General features: G+C 65.2%; 19 protein-coding genes and 1 tRNA gene. 11 read left to right on the forward strand and 9 right to left on the reverse strand.

Features of this window, described 5'->3' with window-relative positions; genetic code table 11:
• Window positions 1–23 precede the first annotated feature (23 nt).
• Entirely contained in the window at window positions 24–380 is a 357-nt protein-coding gene (locus ACXAEK_RS17085) for a winged helix-turn-helix transcriptional regulator (RefSeq protein WP_475043697.1), read from the reverse strand.
• Between the two features lie 95 nt (window positions 381–475).
• Here ACXAEK_RS17085 and ACXAEK_RS17090 point away from each other — a divergent pair, with 95 nt between their 5' ends.
• Complete coding sequence (locus ACXAEK_RS17090; protein WP_475043699.1) at window positions 476–763, forward strand: putative quinol monooxygenase; 288 nt, start codon at window positions 476–478, stop codon at window positions 761–763.
• Window positions 764–915: 152 nt separating this feature from the next.
• Window positions 916–1,470 carry a sugar O-acetyltransferase gene (locus ACXAEK_RS17095; RefSeq protein ID WP_475043700.1) on the forward strand — a complete coding sequence of 185 codons (555 nt, stop codon included), beginning with the start codon at window positions 916–918 and terminating at the stop codon, window positions 1,468–1,470.
• Window positions 1,471–1,615: 145 nt separating this feature from the next.
• Here ACXAEK_RS17095 and ACXAEK_RS17100 read toward each other — a convergent pair whose 3' ends face one another.
• The 3 genes from ACXAEK_RS17100 to ACXAEK_RS17110 all read right to left on the reverse strand — a co-directional run bounded on the left by ACXAEK_RS17100 (window position 1,616) and on the right by ACXAEK_RS17110 (window position 4,783).
• A complete protein-coding gene (locus ACXAEK_RS17100) occupies window positions 1,616–3,424 on the reverse strand; it encodes an ABC-F family ATP-binding cassette domain-containing protein (RefSeq protein ID WP_475043702.1) in 1,809 nt (602 codons plus the stop codon).
• 63 nt (window positions 3,425–3,487) lie between these two features.
• Complete coding sequence (locus tag ACXAEK_RS17105; protein ID WP_475043704.1) at window positions 3,488–4,234, reverse strand: GNAT family N-acetyltransferase; 747 nt, start codon at window positions 4,232–4,234, stop codon at window positions 3,488–3,490.
• 75 nt (window positions 4,235–4,309) lie between these two features.
• Window positions 4,310–4,783, reverse strand: coding sequence for an outer membrane protein assembly factor BamE (locus tag ACXAEK_RS17110; RefSeq protein WP_475043705.1), 474 nt, complete (start codon window positions 4,781–4,783; stop codon window positions 4,310–4,312).
• 100 nt (window positions 4,784–4,883) lie between these two features.
• Here ACXAEK_RS17110 and ACXAEK_RS17115 point away from each other — a divergent pair, with 100 nt between their 5' ends.
• From ACXAEK_RS17115 to ACXAEK_RS17150, 8 genes are all read left to right on the forward strand, one after another.
• A complete protein-coding gene (locus ACXAEK_RS17115) occupies window positions 4,884–5,420 on the forward strand; it encodes a YceD family protein (RefSeq protein WP_475043706.1) in 537 nt (178 codons plus the stop codon).
• 224 nt (window positions 5,421–5,644) lie between these two features.
• Window positions 5,645–5,851 (forward strand): 50S ribosomal protein L32, encoded by a 207-nt coding sequence (rpmF, locus tag ACXAEK_RS17120; RefSeq protein ID WP_008558107.1) that lies wholly within the window; start codon window positions 5,645–5,647, stop codon window positions 5,849–5,851.
• Window positions 5,852–5,888: 37 nt separating this feature from the next.
• Window positions 5,889–7,001, forward strand: a complete 1,113-nt coding sequence (plsX, locus tag ACXAEK_RS17125) for a phosphate acyltransferase PlsX (RefSeq protein WP_475043708.1) — start codon at window positions 5,889–5,891, stop codon at window positions 6,999–7,001.
• Between the two features lie 16 nt (window positions 7,002–7,017).
• On the forward strand, window positions 7,018–7,989 hold the full coding sequence (locus tag ACXAEK_RS17130) for a beta-ketoacyl-ACP synthase III (RefSeq protein WP_475043709.1): 972 nt from the start codon (window positions 7,018–7,020) through the stop codon (window positions 7,987–7,989).
• Between the two features lie 101 nt (window positions 7,990–8,090).
• Window positions 8,091–8,393: an integration host factor subunit alpha gene (gene ihfA / locus ACXAEK_RS17135; RefSeq protein ID WP_008207184.1), complete on the forward strand. Its 303-nt coding sequence runs from the start codon at window positions 8,091–8,093 to the stop codon at window positions 8,391–8,393.
• Between the two features lie 17 nt (window positions 8,394–8,410).
• Window positions 8,411–10,339 (forward strand): MerR family transcriptional regulator, encoded by a 1,929-nt coding sequence (locus ACXAEK_RS17140; protein ID WP_475043710.1) that lies wholly within the window; start codon window positions 8,411–8,413, stop codon window positions 10,337–10,339.
• A 198-nt stretch (window positions 10,340–10,537) separates the two neighbouring features.
• Window positions 10,538–10,614, forward strand: a tRNA-Pro gene (locus ACXAEK_RS17145).
• Window positions 10,615–10,740: 126 nt separating this feature from the next.
• Window positions 10,741–11,820, forward strand: a complete 1,080-nt coding sequence (locus ACXAEK_RS17150) for a 2'-deoxycytidine 5'-triphosphate deaminase (protein ID WP_475043711.1) — start codon at window positions 10,741–10,743, stop codon at window positions 11,818–11,820.
• A gap of 74 nt (window positions 11,821–11,894) precedes the next feature.
• On the opposite strand, the gene ACXAEK_RS17155 is transcribed toward ACXAEK_RS17150, so the two are convergent.
• Entirely contained in the window at window positions 11,895–12,425 is a 531-nt protein-coding gene (locus tag ACXAEK_RS17155; protein WP_475043713.1) for an Lrp/AsnC family transcriptional regulator, read from the reverse strand.
• A gap of 71 nt (window positions 12,426–12,496) precedes the next feature.
• Between ACXAEK_RS17155 and ACXAEK_RS17160 the strand changes: the two genes are divergently transcribed.
• The gene (locus ACXAEK_RS17160; RefSeq protein ID WP_475043714.1) at window positions 12,497–13,648 is read left to right on the forward strand and encodes an MFS transporter; all 1,152 of its coding nucleotides are present in this window, start codon (window positions 12,497–12,499) and stop codon (window positions 13,646–13,648) included.
• Here the strand turns inward: ACXAEK_RS17160 and ACXAEK_RS17165 are convergent.
• The 4 genes from ACXAEK_RS17165 to nagZ form a co-directional block, all read right to left on the reverse strand.
• On the reverse strand, window positions 13,623–13,805 hold the full coding sequence (locus ACXAEK_RS17165) for a hypothetical protein (protein ID WP_475043716.1): 183 nt from the start codon (window positions 13,803–13,805) through the stop codon (window positions 13,623–13,625). The genes ACXAEK_RS17160 and ACXAEK_RS17165 overlap by 26 nt on opposite strands.
• 130 nt (window positions 13,806–13,935) lie before the next feature.
• Entirely contained in the window at window positions 13,936–14,613 is a 678-nt protein-coding gene (gene scpB / locus ACXAEK_RS17170) for an SMC-Scp complex subunit ScpB (protein ID WP_475043717.1), read from the reverse strand.
• Window positions 14,613–15,407 carry a segregation and condensation protein A gene (locus tag ACXAEK_RS17175; protein WP_475043718.1) on the reverse strand — a complete coding sequence of 265 codons (795 nt, stop codon included), beginning with the start codon at window positions 15,405–15,407 and terminating at the stop codon, window positions 14,613–14,615. The genes scpB and ACXAEK_RS17175 overlap by 1 nt, the downstream gene beginning before the upstream one ends.
• Window positions 15,400–16,404, reverse strand: coding sequence for a beta-N-acetylhexosaminidase (gene nagZ, locus ACXAEK_RS17180; protein WP_475043719.1), 1,005 nt, complete (start codon window positions 16,402–16,404; stop codon window positions 15,400–15,402). The genes ACXAEK_RS17175 and nagZ overlap by 8 nt, the downstream gene beginning before the upstream one ends.
• Window positions 16,405–16,408 lie beyond the last annotated feature (4 nt).

Below are 16,408 nucleotides of genomic sequence, written 5' to 3' on the forward strand. Positions count from 1 at the left end.
GAGCACGCTGCCAACCCTCCGTTTCAGCCGTCCGGCCGGGCACCCCAGGCTGCCAGCGCCTCGATCACCGGACGCAGCGCCTGCCCCTTGGCGGTCAGGCTGTATTCCACCCGCGGCGGCACCTCGGCATAGACCTTGCGGTGCACGATGCCATCCGCCTCCAGCTCCCGCAGCTGCTTGGTCAGGCTGCGCTGGGTCACATCCCCCAGCGCCCGCCCCAAGGCGTTGAACCGCAGGGTGCCGGGCAGCAGGTGATAGACGATCAGCCCCTTCCACTTGCCCGAAATCTGCTCCAGCGCCGCCTCCACCGGGCAGCCGCCGCTGCAATCATAGGTCTCGAACCGGGCTGTCCGGGCGTCCCTGCCGCTCACAGTATCCATTTGGTGCCTACCTTCACAAAACGTGCGTTTTTGCGCAAAAAATACCGCACCTCCATATCCCCTCCCGTCAAACCACTCAAGCACAGGAGGCCCAAATGGCCCTGACCATTCTCGCCCAGATCACCGCCCAGCCCGGCAAAGAAGCCCTGGTCAAAGCCGAACTCGAAAAGCTGGTGCCCATCACCCGCGCCGAGGAAGGCTGCATCCGCTATGACCTGCACCAGGACAACCAGACGCCCGGCTTCTTTGTGTTCTACGAAACCTGGGAAACGCGGGAGCTGTGGCAGCAGCACATGAACGCGCCGCACCTGGCCGCCTATATGGCCGCAACAGAGGGCGCAGTGGCCGCCTTCACCCTCAATGAAATGACCCAGACCGCCTGACCTGGCCGCCGGCCCGGCACCGCGCCAGCGGTGCCCGGCCCAAGGCCGCACCAAGGCGCCTTGGCGCAGCCAGGGCGCCTGCGGGCGCGGGAGCCCACCCGGCAATTGACAATCCCGCCCGCCGGTCCTTCACTCCCCGCCAGGAGGCCCCGATGACCAGGACAGAACGGCAGAAAATGCAGGCAGGCGAGTGGTACTGTTGCCTGGACAGCGAACTGGCGGCGTTGCGCCATCAGGCCCGGGTTGCGGTGCATCAGCACAACACAGCACCCCCTGATCCGGCTGAAACCCTCAGCCCAGCCTTGGCTGCACTCTTTGCCGCCCACGGTGAAAACTGCCTGATCGAGGCACCGTTTCACTGCGCTTACGGCATCAACATCACCCTCGGAAACAACGTCTACATGAACGCGGGCTGCACTATTCTGGACACCGCCCCCGTCAGCATCGGCGACGGGACCATGCTGGGGCCGAACGTGCAGATCTACTGCGCCCAGCACCACAAAAACAGGGCGTTGCGGGCCAAGGGGCTGGAGATTGCCTATCCCGTCACCCTTGGCGCAGATGTATGGATCGGCGGCGGAGCGATCATCCTGCCCGGGGTCACCATCGGCGACGGTGCCATCGTGGGCGCTGGCGCAGTGGTGACCAAAGACGTTGCCGCCGGAGCGACCGTCACCGGCAATCCGGCTCGCCCCCGGCGCGGGTAATCAAACGGTAAAGCCGCCGCCCGCCGCCTTAACACCTGCCTTACATTTCCTAATAAATTTCAAAGTTTTACGGCAGCAACTTTGACCAAATGTTTCGCGCGCGAAACATTTGGTCAGACGTGCTGACCTAACCGGAAGAGCTGCCTCAGCCGCCGGCCTTCTCCTCCAATTCCAGCCACTCCTCTTCAGCTGCGGCCAGCTTCTCCTGCCGCTCCACCAGCGCCTCGGTGGCCTTCTTGAACTTCACCGGCTCGCGGGTGAACAGCTCCGGATCGCTCATCAGCTCCTGCAGCTTGCCGATCTCTGCTTCCAGCCGTTCGATCTCACCGGGCAGCGCCTCCAGCCGGTGCTTTTCCTTGAAGCTCAGGCCCTCCTTGGGCTGGCTCTCCTGCTTGGGTTTGGCTTTCGCAGGCTTCACCTTCTCCGCCTTGCCGGCAACCTCCAGCGGCCCGCGCTGCGCAATATAGTCGCTCCAGCCACCGGCATAGGCCGTGGCCCGGCCATTGCCTTCCATCGCAATGGTGGTGGTTGCCACCCGGTCCAGGAAATCCCGGTCGTGGCTGACCAGCAGCACGGTGCCGTCATAACTGTCCAGCAGCTCCTGCAAGAGGTCCAGCGTCTCCACGTCCAGATCGTTGGTGGGTTCGTCCAAGACCAGCAGGTTCGAGGACCGCGCCATCAGCCGCGCCAACAGCAGCCGCGCCTTCTCGCCGCCCGACAAGGAGCGCACGGGTGCGCGCGCCTGGCGCTCATCAAACAGGAATTCCTTCAGATAGCCCACCACATGCTTGGGCTGGCCGCGCACCATCACCTGATCCGCCTTGCCGGAAATCCCCAGCAAGGGGTCTGCGGTCAGGTTCTCCCATAGGCTCGAATTGCCATCCAGCTGGTCGCGGGTCTGATCAAACAGTGCAATTTCCAGATTGGTGCCCAGCTGCACCGCGCCCTCATCCGGCGCTTCCATACCCAGCAGCATTTTCAGCAGCGTCGTCTTGCCCGCGCCATTGGGGCCGACAAAGGCCACCCGGTCGCCGCGCTGCACCTTCAGCGAGAAGTTCTGCACAATCGGCTTGCCGCCAAAGGCCTTGCTCAGCTCCTCGGCTTCTATCACTTTGCGGCCCGACTTGGGACCGGCTTCCAGCGCCATCTCGGCGGTGCCCTGCCGTTTGATCTGGCCTGCGCGCTCCGCCTTCAGATCCTGCAGCGCCCTGACGCGCCCCATGTTGCGCTTGCGGCGCGCGGAAATCCCTTCTACCGCCCAGCGGCTTTCCGACTTGATCAGCCGGTTCAGCTTGTGGCGCTGCATGTCCTCGTCTTCCCAGACCTTGTCGCGCCAGGCCTCGAAATGCTCAAACCCCTTTTCCTGACGGCGCACCTCGCCGCGGTCCACCCACAGGGTGGCGCGGGTCAGCGCCCGCAGAAACGCCCGGTCGTGGGAGATCAGCACAAAGGCTGCACGGGTGTTTTTGAGCTCGTTCTCCAGCCAGGTGATCGCCTCGATATCCAGATGGTTGGTCGGCTCGTCCAGCAGCATCAGATCCGGCGCCTCGGCCATCAGCTTGGCCAAGGCCGCACGGCGCCGCTCCCCGCCCGAGGCGGTTTCAACCGGGCGCGCCGGATCGAACTTCAGCCCCTCGCCCGCGCGCTCCACCTTGTACATTTCGCCGGGGTCCAGCTCGCTGGCAGCAAAATCGCCGAGCGTCGCAAACCCCTCCATCTTCGGGTCCTGCTCCATATAGCCGACCGATTTGCCCGGCGGCACCACGATGTCGCCCTGATCGGCTTCAACAATTCCCGCCATCACCTTCATCAGGGTGGATTTTCCGGAACCGTTGCGGCCCACCAGCGCCACCCGGTCGCCGGGCTGCACCACCAGATCAAGACCTGAAAAAACCGGATCGCCCCCGAAGGTCAGCGAGATACCGGACATCTGCAAAAGAGGAATACGTGCCATAGCAGCCAGCTAAACCGGCTGCAAAGGCGCGTCAACGCTCCCCTTTCATCTTGCCGAAAATACTCAAATTCCCCCGGCCACCGCCCGCAGCAGCCGTTTGCGGGCCGCGGGAATGGCGCCGGTCTCCAGCCCGGTGAACACATGCAGCGTATCCATCTGCCGGTCCACCACCGCATGATCGCTGACCCAGCCGCCCATCGCCAGATAGGTCCGCAGCAAGGGCGGCATCACCTGCATCGCCCGTTTCACATCCGGCGCCTGCTGCGGCCCGGCGGCAAAGCGCACCACCTCGCGCGCTTTCACCCGCGGCCGCCAGCACTGCGGCGCCAGATGCCGGTGCCCCAGCAGCGCAAAGGCATCCAGGTAAGGTTCCGCAAAGGTGCCGGCAAAAGACGAGCAGCCAAACAGCATCTGCACCCCCCGGGCATCGGCAACACCTGTCAGCGCGCCCCAGGCAATGCGCAGGATGTCCGGGTCAGTCCGGTCCGGGCTGACACAGAACCGGCCCAGCTCCGCCATCCGCCCCGTAAACCCCTGCAAGGCGCCAAGTCCGTAGAACTGCGCCGCATAGCTGCGCGCCAGTTCTGCCCCGCTCTCCAGCAGCAGCAGCCGGAAGCAGCAGACCAGTTCACCGCTTTGCCGGTCCTCAACCAGAACATGGGCGCACAGGCTGTCATAACTATCCCGGTCCGGCGCTGCGGTGCGGAAACACAGGCTGCGCAAAGCCTGCGCTGCAGCCACATCGGCGGCCCCCGCCGCCAGCCGGGCGCGGTAGCGGCCTTTGCTCAGCAGCACGTCAGGCTCTGCCATTGCAGCCTCCCCGCTCTTTGCAACAGCCCCCGCCGCAGGCGCCGTCACAAAGCGGTGACGCTGCCGCCGCCAGGGTTACTGGTCCTGCAGGAACTGGTCGGGACCAAAGTTGCCCAGGCTGCCCAAAAGCTGGCGCAGGAAGGTGCTGTCCTGCACGCTGGAGCTGGTCACCCGGCGCTCCAGCGGCACCACCTTGCCGTCTTCCAGGCTGTAGCGCTGCACCGCCTGCACCACGCCCTGCGCATCAAAGCTGATCGCCACCAGGTCGCGCGCCACCGGTTTCGGCGCCGCGGCACCATAGTGGCGGAAGCGGGTAGCGACATAGTAATAGCCGCTTTCGTTCAGCACGCCGGTCGAGGACGGGATGCCAATGGTTTCCGCCACCGAATCCCTGGTGTCGATGCCCGGCACCACTTCGGCCAGCTGGTCCGGCGCCGGCACGTAGCCATGCTTGCGGTAGACCGAGGCACAGGCGGCCAGGGCCAGGCCCGCCGCCGCAAAGACCGCGCCGCGCAGAACCCGCTTCCAGTGATTTCCCGTTGCAACCATGACTGCCCCCCAGCTGCCGCAGCACCGCGCGGCTTGAATACGTCTTTGAACCCGATTACCTAATGACCGCCTCCGGTTCAAGAAACGAAAGTCCCCTAACATGTCTGAGAGCACCGCTTTGCGGGTTGCGGACCTGCCGCAGAACACCCCGACCGCATTTGAGATTGTCCCGGACAAGGCACAGCTTGCCGCACTGGCGGCGGAGTTCGGCGTGAACGGCCTGCGCAAAATGCGCTTTACCGGCGAGATCAAGGCGATGGGCAAGCGCGACTGGCAGCTGACCGGCCGCCTGGGCGCCACTGTGGTGCAGGATTGCGTGGTGACGCTGGAACCAGTGACCACGCGCATCGACGAAGATGTCCGGCTGACCTATCTGGCCCGCATCGAGACGCCGGAAGGCGCCGAGGTGGAAATGCCAGAGGACGACAGCATCGAGTCGCTGGGCAGCCACATCGACCCCGCCGCGGTGATGGCAGAGGCGCTGGCGCTGCATATCCCCGCCTATCCGCGCAAGGACGGCGCCGAACTGGGCGAAGCTGTCTATGCCGAGGACGGCGTGCAGCCGATGCGGGACGAGGACACCCGGCCGTTTGCGGGCCTTGCCGCCCTGCGCGGCCAATTGAAAGATAAGGACTGAAGGCAGAATTTTTGCAGCGCAGAAAATTCTGTCTGGCGCCGCCTGCGCCCCTGTCTTAAAAAACACCTTGCGCCGCCGGAGATTCGCAGTATTTTCGCGCGCTCATCGGAATTTTTGGTTGGACAATGCTAGGGCAGACGCCTAAACGCACGTCAGACTGATCGAACAGAATGCAATCGCGCCGCGGGGATGGCCCCAAGGCCCAAACAGACAAAGGTTGAGACATGGCCGTCCAACAGAACAAAGTATCCAAATCGCGCCGCAACAACCGCCGCGCGCACGATGCACTGGTTGCTGCGAACCCGAACGAATGCGGCAACTGCGGCGAGCTGAAGCGCCCGCACCACGTGTGCCCCTCCTGCGGCCACTACGACGATAAAGAAATCGTCGCAGCTGCAGACGAGATCGAGATCGACGAGGACGCGGCGTAAGCCACGGACAGGATCCTGATGCCAGGCAGGCTTTCGCATGACGGGTAAACCCGATCAAAATCAGGCAAAAGCCGGCCGCATCACTATTTCTGTTGACGCCATGGGCGGAGACGCCGGCCCCGCAGTTGTGGTGGCCGGCATTGCCATGTCTGCGGAAAAGAACCCGGACATCGGGTTCATCCTGCACGGGCCTGCAGATCAGCTGAAACCGCTGGTTGCCAAGAAGCGCGCCCTGAAAGGCCGCGTTGAGATTCGCGATGTGCGCGATGTGGTCACTATGGAGGACAAACCCTCCCAGGTGATGCGCAACGGCAAGGGCACCTCGATGTGGTCGGCTCTGGACGCGGTCAAGAACGGCGAGGCTTCCGGTGCGGTTTCCTGCGGCAATACCGGCGCGCTGATGGCGCTGTCGATGCTGCGCCTGCGCAAGCTGCCAGGCGTCAACCGCCCCGCCATTGCAATCCTCTGGCCCTCGCTGAACCCGCAAGGCTTCAACGTGATGCTGGATGTGGGCGCCGACGTGAAGGCGGATGCCGAGGATCTGCTGCAGTTCGCCCTGATGGGCACCTCCTACGTGCGCAACTCGATGGACATTGCCCGCCCCCGGGTGGGCCTGCTGAATGTCGGCACCGAAGAGCACAAGGGCCGCGCCGAGCTGAAAGAAGCCTATGGGCTGATCTCAGAACAAGCCGAGCAGGCAAATTATGAATTTGTCGGCTTTGTCGAAGGCAGCGACATCCCCGGCGATATCGCCGATGTGATCGTGACCGACGGCTTTACCGGCAATGTCGCAATCAAGACCGGCGAAGGCACCGCCAGCCTGATGCGCACCGCGCTGCGGGAGGCATTTGGATATTCTTTCCTGTCCAAGATTGCCGCCCTGCTGGCGATGACCTCGCTGAAACGCCTGTCCAAACGGATGGACCCGCGCCGCGTCAACGGCGGCGTGTTCCTGGGCCTCAACGGCACTGTGGTGAAATCGCACGGCGGCGCCGATGCCATGGGCGTCTCTGCGGCAGTCAAGCTGGCGTTCCGCTTGGCGCAGCATGGTTTCGCCGAAAAACTGGCCGCGCGGGTTGCATCTGCAGGCGCGCATACCCAAGATAATAATGCCTCCCGCACGCTGCGGGCGGCCACCGAAAAAGACTGAATAGGCAGGCAGACGAATGACGCGACGCGCGGTTGTTGTTGGCACCGGACATTATCTTCCCGAACGGGTGGTTGAAAACGCGGAATTCGAAGCCACGCTGGACACGACGGATGAATGGATCCGCAGCCGCTCCGGCATCGAACGCCGCCATTTTGCCGCTGAGGGAGAGACCACATCGGATATGGCCGCCAAGGCAGCGGAACGCGCTTTGGCGGACGCTGGCCTGACGGCGGATGATGTGGATGCTATCGTTGTGGCCACCTCTACCCCGGACCTGACTTTCCCTTCCGCCGCCACCATGGTGCAATCCAAGCTGGGCATGACATCGGGCTTTGCCTTTGACGTGCAGGCGGTCTGCGCGGGCTTCGTCTATGCGCTGTCCAACGCCAGCGCGCTGATTGCTTCGGGCCAGGCAACCCGCGTGATGGTGATCGGGGCGGAAACCTTCAGCCGGATCATGGACTGGACCGACCGCTCCACCTGCGTGCTGTTCGGCGACGGCGCCGGCGCGCTGCTTTTGGAAGCGCAGGAACTGGCCGGCACCAATAAGGACCGCGGCATCCTGGCCACCGACCTGAACTCCGACGGCCGCTACAAGGATCTGCTGTACGTCGACGGCGGCGTCTCCACCAATTCGACCGGCCACCTGCGGATGCAGGGCAACCAGGTGTTCCGCCACGCAGTCGAGAAACTCGCCTCCACCGCGAATACCGCGCTGGACCGCGCAGGCCTTTCGGCCGCGGATGTCGACTGGATTGTGCCGCATCAGGCCAATATCCGCATCATCCAGGGCACCGCCAAGAAAATGGGCCTCAGCATGGACAACGTGGTGGTAACCGTGCAGGATCACGGCAACACCTCCGCCGCTTCCATCCCGCTGGCCCTGTCGGTCGGCAAACAGCGCGGCCAGATCAAGGAAGGCGACCTGATCGTGACTGAGGCCATCGGCGGCGGCCTGGCCTGGGGCGCGGTTGTGCTGCGCTGGTAACGCAGTATCCCGGATTGCCGCCCGAATACCCCCGCGCAATTCATTGATATTGACAGGGAAATTCCCTGCGCCCTATGCTTTGCAAAACAACGGGGAATGGTATGGGCGAAAAAACACTGACACGAATGGATTTAAGCGAAGCAGTTTTCCGGGAAGTCGGCCTGTCGCGCAACGAAAGCGCGCAGCTGGTGGAAAGCATGCTGCAACATATGTCGGATGCCCTGGTGCGCGGTGAACAGGTGAAGATTTCCTCGTTCGGCACTTTCAGCGTAAGGGACAAGTCGGCCCGGGTCGGGCGCAACCCGAAAACGGGCGAAGAAGTGCCGATCCAGCCGCGCCGCGTGCTGACGTTCCGGCCCTCCCACCTGATGAAAGACCGCGTGGCAGACGGCAACCGTAAGTAAACGGGACAATTTAAGCCATGTCAAAATCACCGGACGCGTTCCGCACCATCAGTGAAGTTGCGGACTGGCTGGGCGTGCAGGCGCATGTTCTGCGCTTCTGGGAGAGCAAATTCACCCAGGTCAAACCTGTGAAGCGGGCCGGCGGGCGCCGCTATTACAGGCCTGCGGACATGCAATTGCTGGGCGGCATCAAGAAGCTGCTGCATGACGACGGCATGGCAATCAAGGATGTGCAGGCGCTGCTGCGCGAGCATGGCGTGGCCCATGTCTCCAGCTTTTCGCACCCGCTGGACGGGCCCGCGCAACCCACTGCACCGGTGCCGCCCGCGGACACGCTGGGCAGCGACTGGCAAAGCTCGCTGGACCTGGTCCAGGGCTTGGGCGCCGAAGACGCGAACCCGCTGAGCCCCGAAGGCAGCAATGTGGTCGGCTTCCCGCCGCACCCGCCTGCAGGCGCCGCGGCAGAGCCGCAACCGCAACCGGAGCCCGCGGCGGAAACGCCGGCGGCCGGACAGCAGCCTGCTGCAGGGGCGCCCTCCGCCGAACCGGAACCTGCTGCGGAAGAGCCACAGATGCGGATGGATCTTGACGCCCCGGCCGCCGCGCCCGAACCGCTTCCGGACATGCCTGCGGAGGCCCCGCCCCCGGTGCCCGGTGAAGGCTTCGGCGCCGCCGACCAGGCCGGAGAGGACAGCCCAGTCCCCGCAGCGGAGGAGGCCGGACTGGAAGACACATCCATTCCAGGCACAGAGCCAGCCGGCGCCGCGGAACAGCCCCTCCCTGATGAGGCCTTTGCCGCACCCGGCTCTCCGGCCTCGCCAGAGGCCGCGGTGCCGGATACGGACCTCGGCGTGACTGAACCGGATTCAGATCCGGAACCAGCTGCCACCCCCCTTCCCGGAGATGGGTTGGACGATCCTGAAAGCGCGCCTGCAGCCTTTGCGGACACCCCGGATGGCGGCGCAGAGGATGCGCTTGCGCCGGACGCCGCACCGGAGCCTGCAGAAGACCCGCAGCCCTTTGCGGAGCCTCAGCCTGAACCCGGCGTTGCGGCAGAGCCGGCGGAGGCAGAGGCACAGGAAGACGCTGCAGCAGAAGACAGAGCTGAAGATCACAGGCCGGGCCAGGACGACACCGCCCCAGAGCCCGCCGGCAGCATTGAGGAGATGCCTGCTGCAGCTGCGGAGGATTCCTTTGCCGGCAGTTTTGCCGCCGAGGCGCTGGAGGCGGATGCAGACACCAGCGGTCTGGCTGCTGCCGAAACCGCGCAGGAGAGTGCTCCGGATGCAGGGCCAGAACCTGTAGAGCCCCCCTCCCATGCCGAAACGGCGCAGGACACCCCGGATGAGGCTCTGGAGACCGCAGAAGACCCCTTCCCTGCCTTTGGCCAGGAAACGGACCCCGCTGCTGCGGCCCCAGAGGCTACAGCCCCGGCCTTAGAAACGGCAGAGGCGGAGCTTGCGCCCCAGCCGGACACCCCGGCAGAACCGGAGCCCGCTGAAGACACTTTGGTAGCCGCCGCCGGAATGCAGCCGGAGGAGCCGCTGGACTTCGGCGTTGCCGCCGCTGCCCCTATGGGCACCGACGAGGACGCAGGCTCCGCAACGGTGCCAGCAGAGGATCCAGTCACAGCTTTCCCGCCGCATGATCTGGACCAGGCGGCACGGCAGGTAGATGCGATGGAATTCGCAGCCGGTTTCAGCCCTGAACCCGAATCGGCGCCTGCCCCCGGGCCAGAGCCGCTGCAAGACAGCCCGGACGCGGCAGAAACCGAAGCGGCGGCAGCGGCTGCAAGCGGCGAGGACCTGGCGGCGCAGCCCGCAACTGCGCTGCGGCCCGGGGTTCTGGCCCATCTGGCCGCCATCCGCCGCCTGCCGCCGCACGCAGTGGCGGAGATCGCCGCTTGCGCCGGGGAGCTGCAAGCGCTTGTCCGGAACAGGGTCTGAGGCCGGCAAGCCGGAATTCGGCACGAATTCCGGCCCGGAAATCCTTTGATTTCCGAGCCGTTTCCCGCGCCGGGAAACGGCCTCTGCCCGGGGCTGGCGGGGCAAGGGCTTCTGAGCGCTGAATTTCTTCGCGCGGCCGCAAAAAATCTTGCCGCCCCCTCTTGCCCCCGCTGTGAAAACGGTTAGAAGGCTCTTCAACGGGCTATGGCGCAGCCTGGTAGCGCGTCCGTCTGGGGGACGGAAGGTCGCAGGTTCGAGTCCTGCTAGCCCGACCATTTGAAAAACGCCCGGGTGTTCTTTCACCCGGGCGTTTTCGTATCCGGAGCCTGCTTTGCCGATTGCGCAGGGCGCCCGGATGGGACAGCATCGCCGCAAAGCCGGCGTGCGGAGGGGGACAGGACATGACAGGCGTATTGCCCAGCCAAACCATTGAAAAGATGCTGGAACGCGGGGAAATCACCGTCAGCACGCCACTGGTGGCGGGCCAGGTGCAGCCCGCCAGCCTCGACCTGCGATTGGGCAATACCGCCTACCGGGTGCGCGCCTCATTTCTGGCCGGCCAGGGCCGCAGCGTTTCCGACCGGCTGACCGAGTTTGAGATGCACCGGATCGACCTGAGCGATGGCGCCGTGCTGGAAAAGGGCTGCGTCTATGTGGTGCCGCTGATGGAGGGGCTGGCGCTGCCGCAGGCCGTGTCCGCTGTCGCCAATGCCAAAAGCTCCACCGGGCGGCTGGACCTTCTGACCCGCACCATCACCGACGGCGGCGAGGAATTCGACCGCATCAAGCCCGGCTACACCGGCCCGCTTTATGCAGAGATCTGCCCGCGCTCCTTCTCGGTTCTTGTACGCCCCGGGATGCGCCTGAACCAGATCCGCTTCCGCTCCGGCCAGGCGGTATTGTCGGATGCGGAACTGAAGATGCTGCACGCTGGCACCCCGCTGGTCGATGGCGAGGCGGTGATCGAGGACGGGCTGGGCTTCTCTGTTGATCTGAAACTGCCAGGCACCGACCTCGTCGGCTACCGCGCCAAGCCGCACACTGGTGTGATCGACCTGGACCGGATCGGCGAATACGATCCGCAGGAATACTGGGAAGAGGTGCGCACCAAGGACGGCCGCATCATCCTGGACCCCGGCGCCTTCTATATCCTGGTGAGCCGCGAGGCGGTGCATATCCCGCCCGCCTTTGCCGCCGAGATGGCGCCTTATCTGGCGATGGTCGGCGAATTCCGGGTGCATTACGCAGGTTTCTTCGATCCCGGTTTCGGCCACGACGCCGCCGGCGGCAGCGGCTCGCGCGGGGTGCTGGAGGTGCGCTGCCACGAGGCGCCGTTTGTGCTGGAGCATGGCCAGGTTGTGGGCCGGCTGGTCTATGAGAAGATGGCCGAGGTGCCGGAGCAGCTCTATGGCGCGGGGATTGCGTCGAACTACCAGGGTCAGGGGCTGAAACTGTCGAAGCATTTCAAGTCGCCTGCCTGATCGCGGTTAGGGCAGCGCCCGAGCCTCGGGGCAGGTGCTGAAAGCGCCCTCCCCGTGGGGGAGGGCCGGGCGGTCTATTTCACCGGCCCGCCGTCGGCCAGTTCCTCTGTTGTTCCTGCCTGCACCGGCCGGTCTAGATGTGTGGACAGCACCGTATAGGTGCGGGTGGCTCGCACGCAGCCGACCTCATAGATCCGCGCCAGGAGCCCCTCCAGCGCCTTGGGAGAGGCGACGCGGACCTTGAGAATCAGGTTGGTGTCCCCGGCCGAGCTGTGTACCTCCTCCAGTTCCGGCATTGCCTGCAGCGCCAGCAGATCGGTGGTCACGCCCCAGCCCTCGGTATCCACATGGATGAAGGCCAGCAGCGGCTTGCCCACCGCAGCGCCGTCGAGCCGTGCAATGGTCGCCTCGATCGCACCAGAGGCCCGCAGCCGCTTGACCCGTTCATGCACCGCAGGCGCAGACAGGCCGACTTCCTGCCCGATTGCCGCGTAAGAGAGCGTCGCATCCCGGCTCAGCGCGCCTAATATTCTTCGGTCCAATGCGTCCGGAACCCGGGTGGTCCCGCCAGTCCTCCGAACCTCATCTGTTTTTTCCTTGGCCATTTCCGCTTGCCCTTCACAGAACCAGATTCAGCACATAGCACAGTTACCTGAACGTTCTTCGAGGTAAACCCATGCGAACCCCGATTCTGATCCTGATGAGCGCCATTGGCGTGATTGGCGCGAACTCGCTGCTGCTGTCGCCGGTGGTGACGGCTGTCAGCCAGACCCTGAATGCCACCACAGCTGAGGTGATGCGGGCCGCCAGCGCCTATGGGCTCGGTGTTGCGGCGGCGGCGCTGCTGCTGGCGCCATTGGGGGACCGGATCGGTGCCGGGCGGGTGATGCGGGCGGCGCTCCTGCTGCTGGGGGCCGGGCTGGGGGCAAGCGCCGCGGCACCGGGTGCCGGGTGGCTGATGGCAGCCCAAGCTGTCTGCGGGCTGGCCGCAGGGGCGGCCCTGCCCTCGATCTACACGCTGGCGATGGTGATTGCACCCAAGGGGCGCGAGGCGCGGGTGCTCGGTTATGTGCTGGCAGGCTGGACGGTGTCGATGGTGCTGGGCGTCAGCGTCAGCGCCTGGGCCACCGACCTGGCCGGATGGCGCGCGGTCTATGGCACGCTGGCAGGTGTTGCGCTGCTGTTGTGGGCTGCCTCCGCTACCCTGCGCGCCGCAGGCAGCCCCAGCGGCCAGGCGACCTCACCGCTGACGGCCCTGCAGGTGCCGGGGATCGCGCGCGGCCTCTTGGCAACCGCGCTGCTCATGCTGGGGTTCTACGGCAGCTATTTCTTCACCGGCGCCCATATCACCCAGGCGCTAGGTCTCAGCACCACCCAGGCGGGCCTGCTGCCGCTGTTCTATGGCGTCGGCTTCGGGTTTGCGGTGCTGCTGGATCCGCTGCTGGACCGGCTGGGGCTGGCCCGCGCCACCGCGCCTGTGCTGCTGGTGATTGCCGCCAGTTACCTTCTGATGATGGCCGTGGCGCCGCATTACCTGGGGCTGCTGGGCGCAGCCATGGTGTGGGGTGTGTTCCAGCATCTTGGCCTGAACCTGCTGGTGGCGCGGCTCACCGTGCTGGACCCGTCCCAGCGCGGCGCCATCATGGGGCTTTACAGCACCGTCACCTATATCTGCGTCTTTGCGGCCCCCTTTGCCGGAGGCCTGCTCTATGGCCATTGGGGGCTTGCCGGCTGCCTGGCGCTGTCTGCACTGCTGGCGCTCAGCGGCGCGGCAGAGGCCCTGGGGCTGCGCCGCAAACGGCTCAGCCCTGACGGCGCCCCGGCTTGACCGGAGGGATGCGCGAGCGTCCCGCCTGCTGCACAGGCGGACGCCCCTGCCCCTTGCTGCGTTTGGCAACTGCGTTGATGCCCGCATTCACGCCGGCATTGACCGCACGGCTGACCAGCCGCCGCAGCACCATATTGATGATCCAGTTGATGTTCATCGTCTCAGCCCCAATTCCTGCCTGGCCGATATTCTAACGGCAGAATAAGACAATTCCGGGGCATAGGGGATGCCGGCAGCCGGAAACCTGCGAACACATTTCCGTAAGCTGCCGCCTGGCTGGCACCCGGTCACTCCTCGAACAGTTCCGCCTGTTCTTCCGGCTCGTCGTCCTCGTCGCCGCCCTGGCCCATCGGCAAGGCCCCTGGCGGTGGGCGGTTTTCCAGCAGGCCCGCGGCGCGCAGCTCCTTGAGGCCCGGCAGATCGCGGGCGCTTTCCAGCCCGAAATGATCCAGGAAATCCGGCGTCACCACGAATGTGACCGGCCGGCCCGGCGTCATCCGGCGGCGGCCCAGGCGGATCCAGTCCATCTCCATCAGCTGGTCGATGGTGCCGCGCGACACCGAGACGCCGCGGATTTCCTCGATCTCCGCCCGTGTCACCGGCTGGTGATAGGCAACGATGGCCAGGGTTTCGATCGCCGCACGGCTCAGCTTGCGCAGCTCGGTGGTTTCCTTCTGCATCAGGAAGCCCAGGTCCGGCGCGGTGCGGATCGCCCAGGCATCGCCCAGACGCACCACCCGCACGCCGCGCCCCTCGTAGCGCTTGCGCAGATGCTCCAGCGCCTCGCGCGGGTTGCAGCCGGGCGGCAGGCGCCCCTCCAGGTCGCGCAGCGTGACCGGCTCGGCACTGGCGAACAGCACCGCCTCCACCATGCGCTCCTGTTCCGCCATGGGCGGTGCGTCAAACAGGGTGTCGTTTTCGGTCCGGCCCGAAGCGCTGGGGCCGTCCATGATCTGATCTTCCATCAATGGTCCTCGTCGAGGCTGCGCAGCTGGATCGGCGCAAATGTTTCGCTCTGGCGCAGTTCGGCCTTGCCTTCCTTGACCAGCTGCAGCGAGGCGGCAAAGGTCGCCGCAGTGGCCGAGCGCCGCTTGACCGGATCGCTGTGCCAGCCGTCCGGCAAATAGCTGATCAGATCGGTCCAGTCGCCAGTAAAGCCCAACAGGTGCCGCATCCGGTCCAGCGCCTCCTCCATGGTGAAGACCGAGTCGCGGTCCATCACGAAGGGGCGGAAATCCTCCTTGGTGCGGATACGGGCATAGGCCTGCATCAGATCCAGCAGGTTGGCGGTATAGGTGACGGTCTTGATCCGGGCGACGGTTTCCACCTCGCCGCGGGCAAAGAAGTCGCGGCCCAGCCGGTCGCGCGCCATCAGCCGGGCCGAGGCATCGCGCATCGCCTGCAAACGCTCCAGCTGGAACGCCAGGTGGGCGGCCAGTTCCTCGCCCGACGGCCCCTCTTCTTCCGGATCAGGGGGCAGCAGCAGGCGGGACTTCAGGAAGGCCAGCCAGGCCGCCATAACCAAATAGTCGGCGGCCAGCTCAATGCGCAGCTCCTTGGCCTTTTCGACAAAGGCCAAGTACTGCTTGGCCAGCTCCAGAACAGAGATCCGGCGCAGGTCGACTTTCTGCGTGCGCGACAGCGTCAGCAGCAGGTCAAGCGGGCCTTCGAACCCGTCCACATCCACGATCAGGGCCTCGGCTGCCAGCCGGTCCTCTACGCTTGTATCGCTTTGTGAAAAGAGTGTCTGCTCAGCCATAAACCTGCCCGCCCATGAGGGCGGCAAGTTCTCTTTCAGCGCTCATAATGTCAAGGGGAACAGGCGCGCGGCGGGCCGCCAGCGCGGCCTCTGCGCGGGTCTGCGCCGCCTCTGTCATGGCGCCTGCTGCATCCGCCACCGCAATACGCTCCGCCAGCGAGGCATTGCACAGAAGCACCACGTCGCAGCCTGCCTCGATCGAGGCGCGGGCATTATCTGCCAGCGATCCCTGCAGCGCCTTCATCGAGATATCGTCGGTCATGATCAGCCCGTCAAAGCCGATGCGCTCGCGGATCAGCCGCATCATCACCGGCGAGGTGGTGGCCGGGCGGTCGTCATAAGCGTCATAAACCAGATGCGCGGTCATCCCCAGCGGCAGATCGCTCAGCGCGGCAAAAGCTGCAAAATCGCTTGTCTCCAGCTGCTCCGGGTGGCTGCCCACATGCGGCAGATCCAAATGGCTGTCAGCAGTCGCACGGCCATGGCCTGGGATATGCTTCAGCACCGGCAGCACGCCGCCGTCCAGATGCGCCGTCGCCACCGCCCGGGCAATGCGGGCGACGGTGCCGGCGCTGGTGCCATAGCAGCGGTTCTTGAGGAACTCATGGGTTGCGGCGCTGGCGACATCGGCAATCGGGGCGCAGTTGCTGTCGATGCCCAGGGTGTGCAGCTCATGGGCAATCAGCCGGTAGCGCAGGTACATCGCCCGGACCGCATCTTCGCCCGCCATCAGCACATGCTCCAGCGGCGGACGCCAGTTGCGCGCCAGCGGTTTGCGCAGCCGCTGCACCCGGCCGCCTTCCTGGTCAATAGTGATCGGGCAATTGCGGCCCACCGCCTCGCGGAAGTCATCGCACAGGGCCTGGATCTGCTCGACGTCCTCCAGGTTGCGGGCAAACAGAATAAACCCAAACGGATCGGCCTCCCGGAAGAATGCCTTTTCATCTGCGGTCAGCCGCAGGCCTTCAGCATCGAGAATGGTGGCTCCGTAGGTCATGATT

This window comes from Leisingera sp. ABM4_101 (assembly GCF_056158725.1).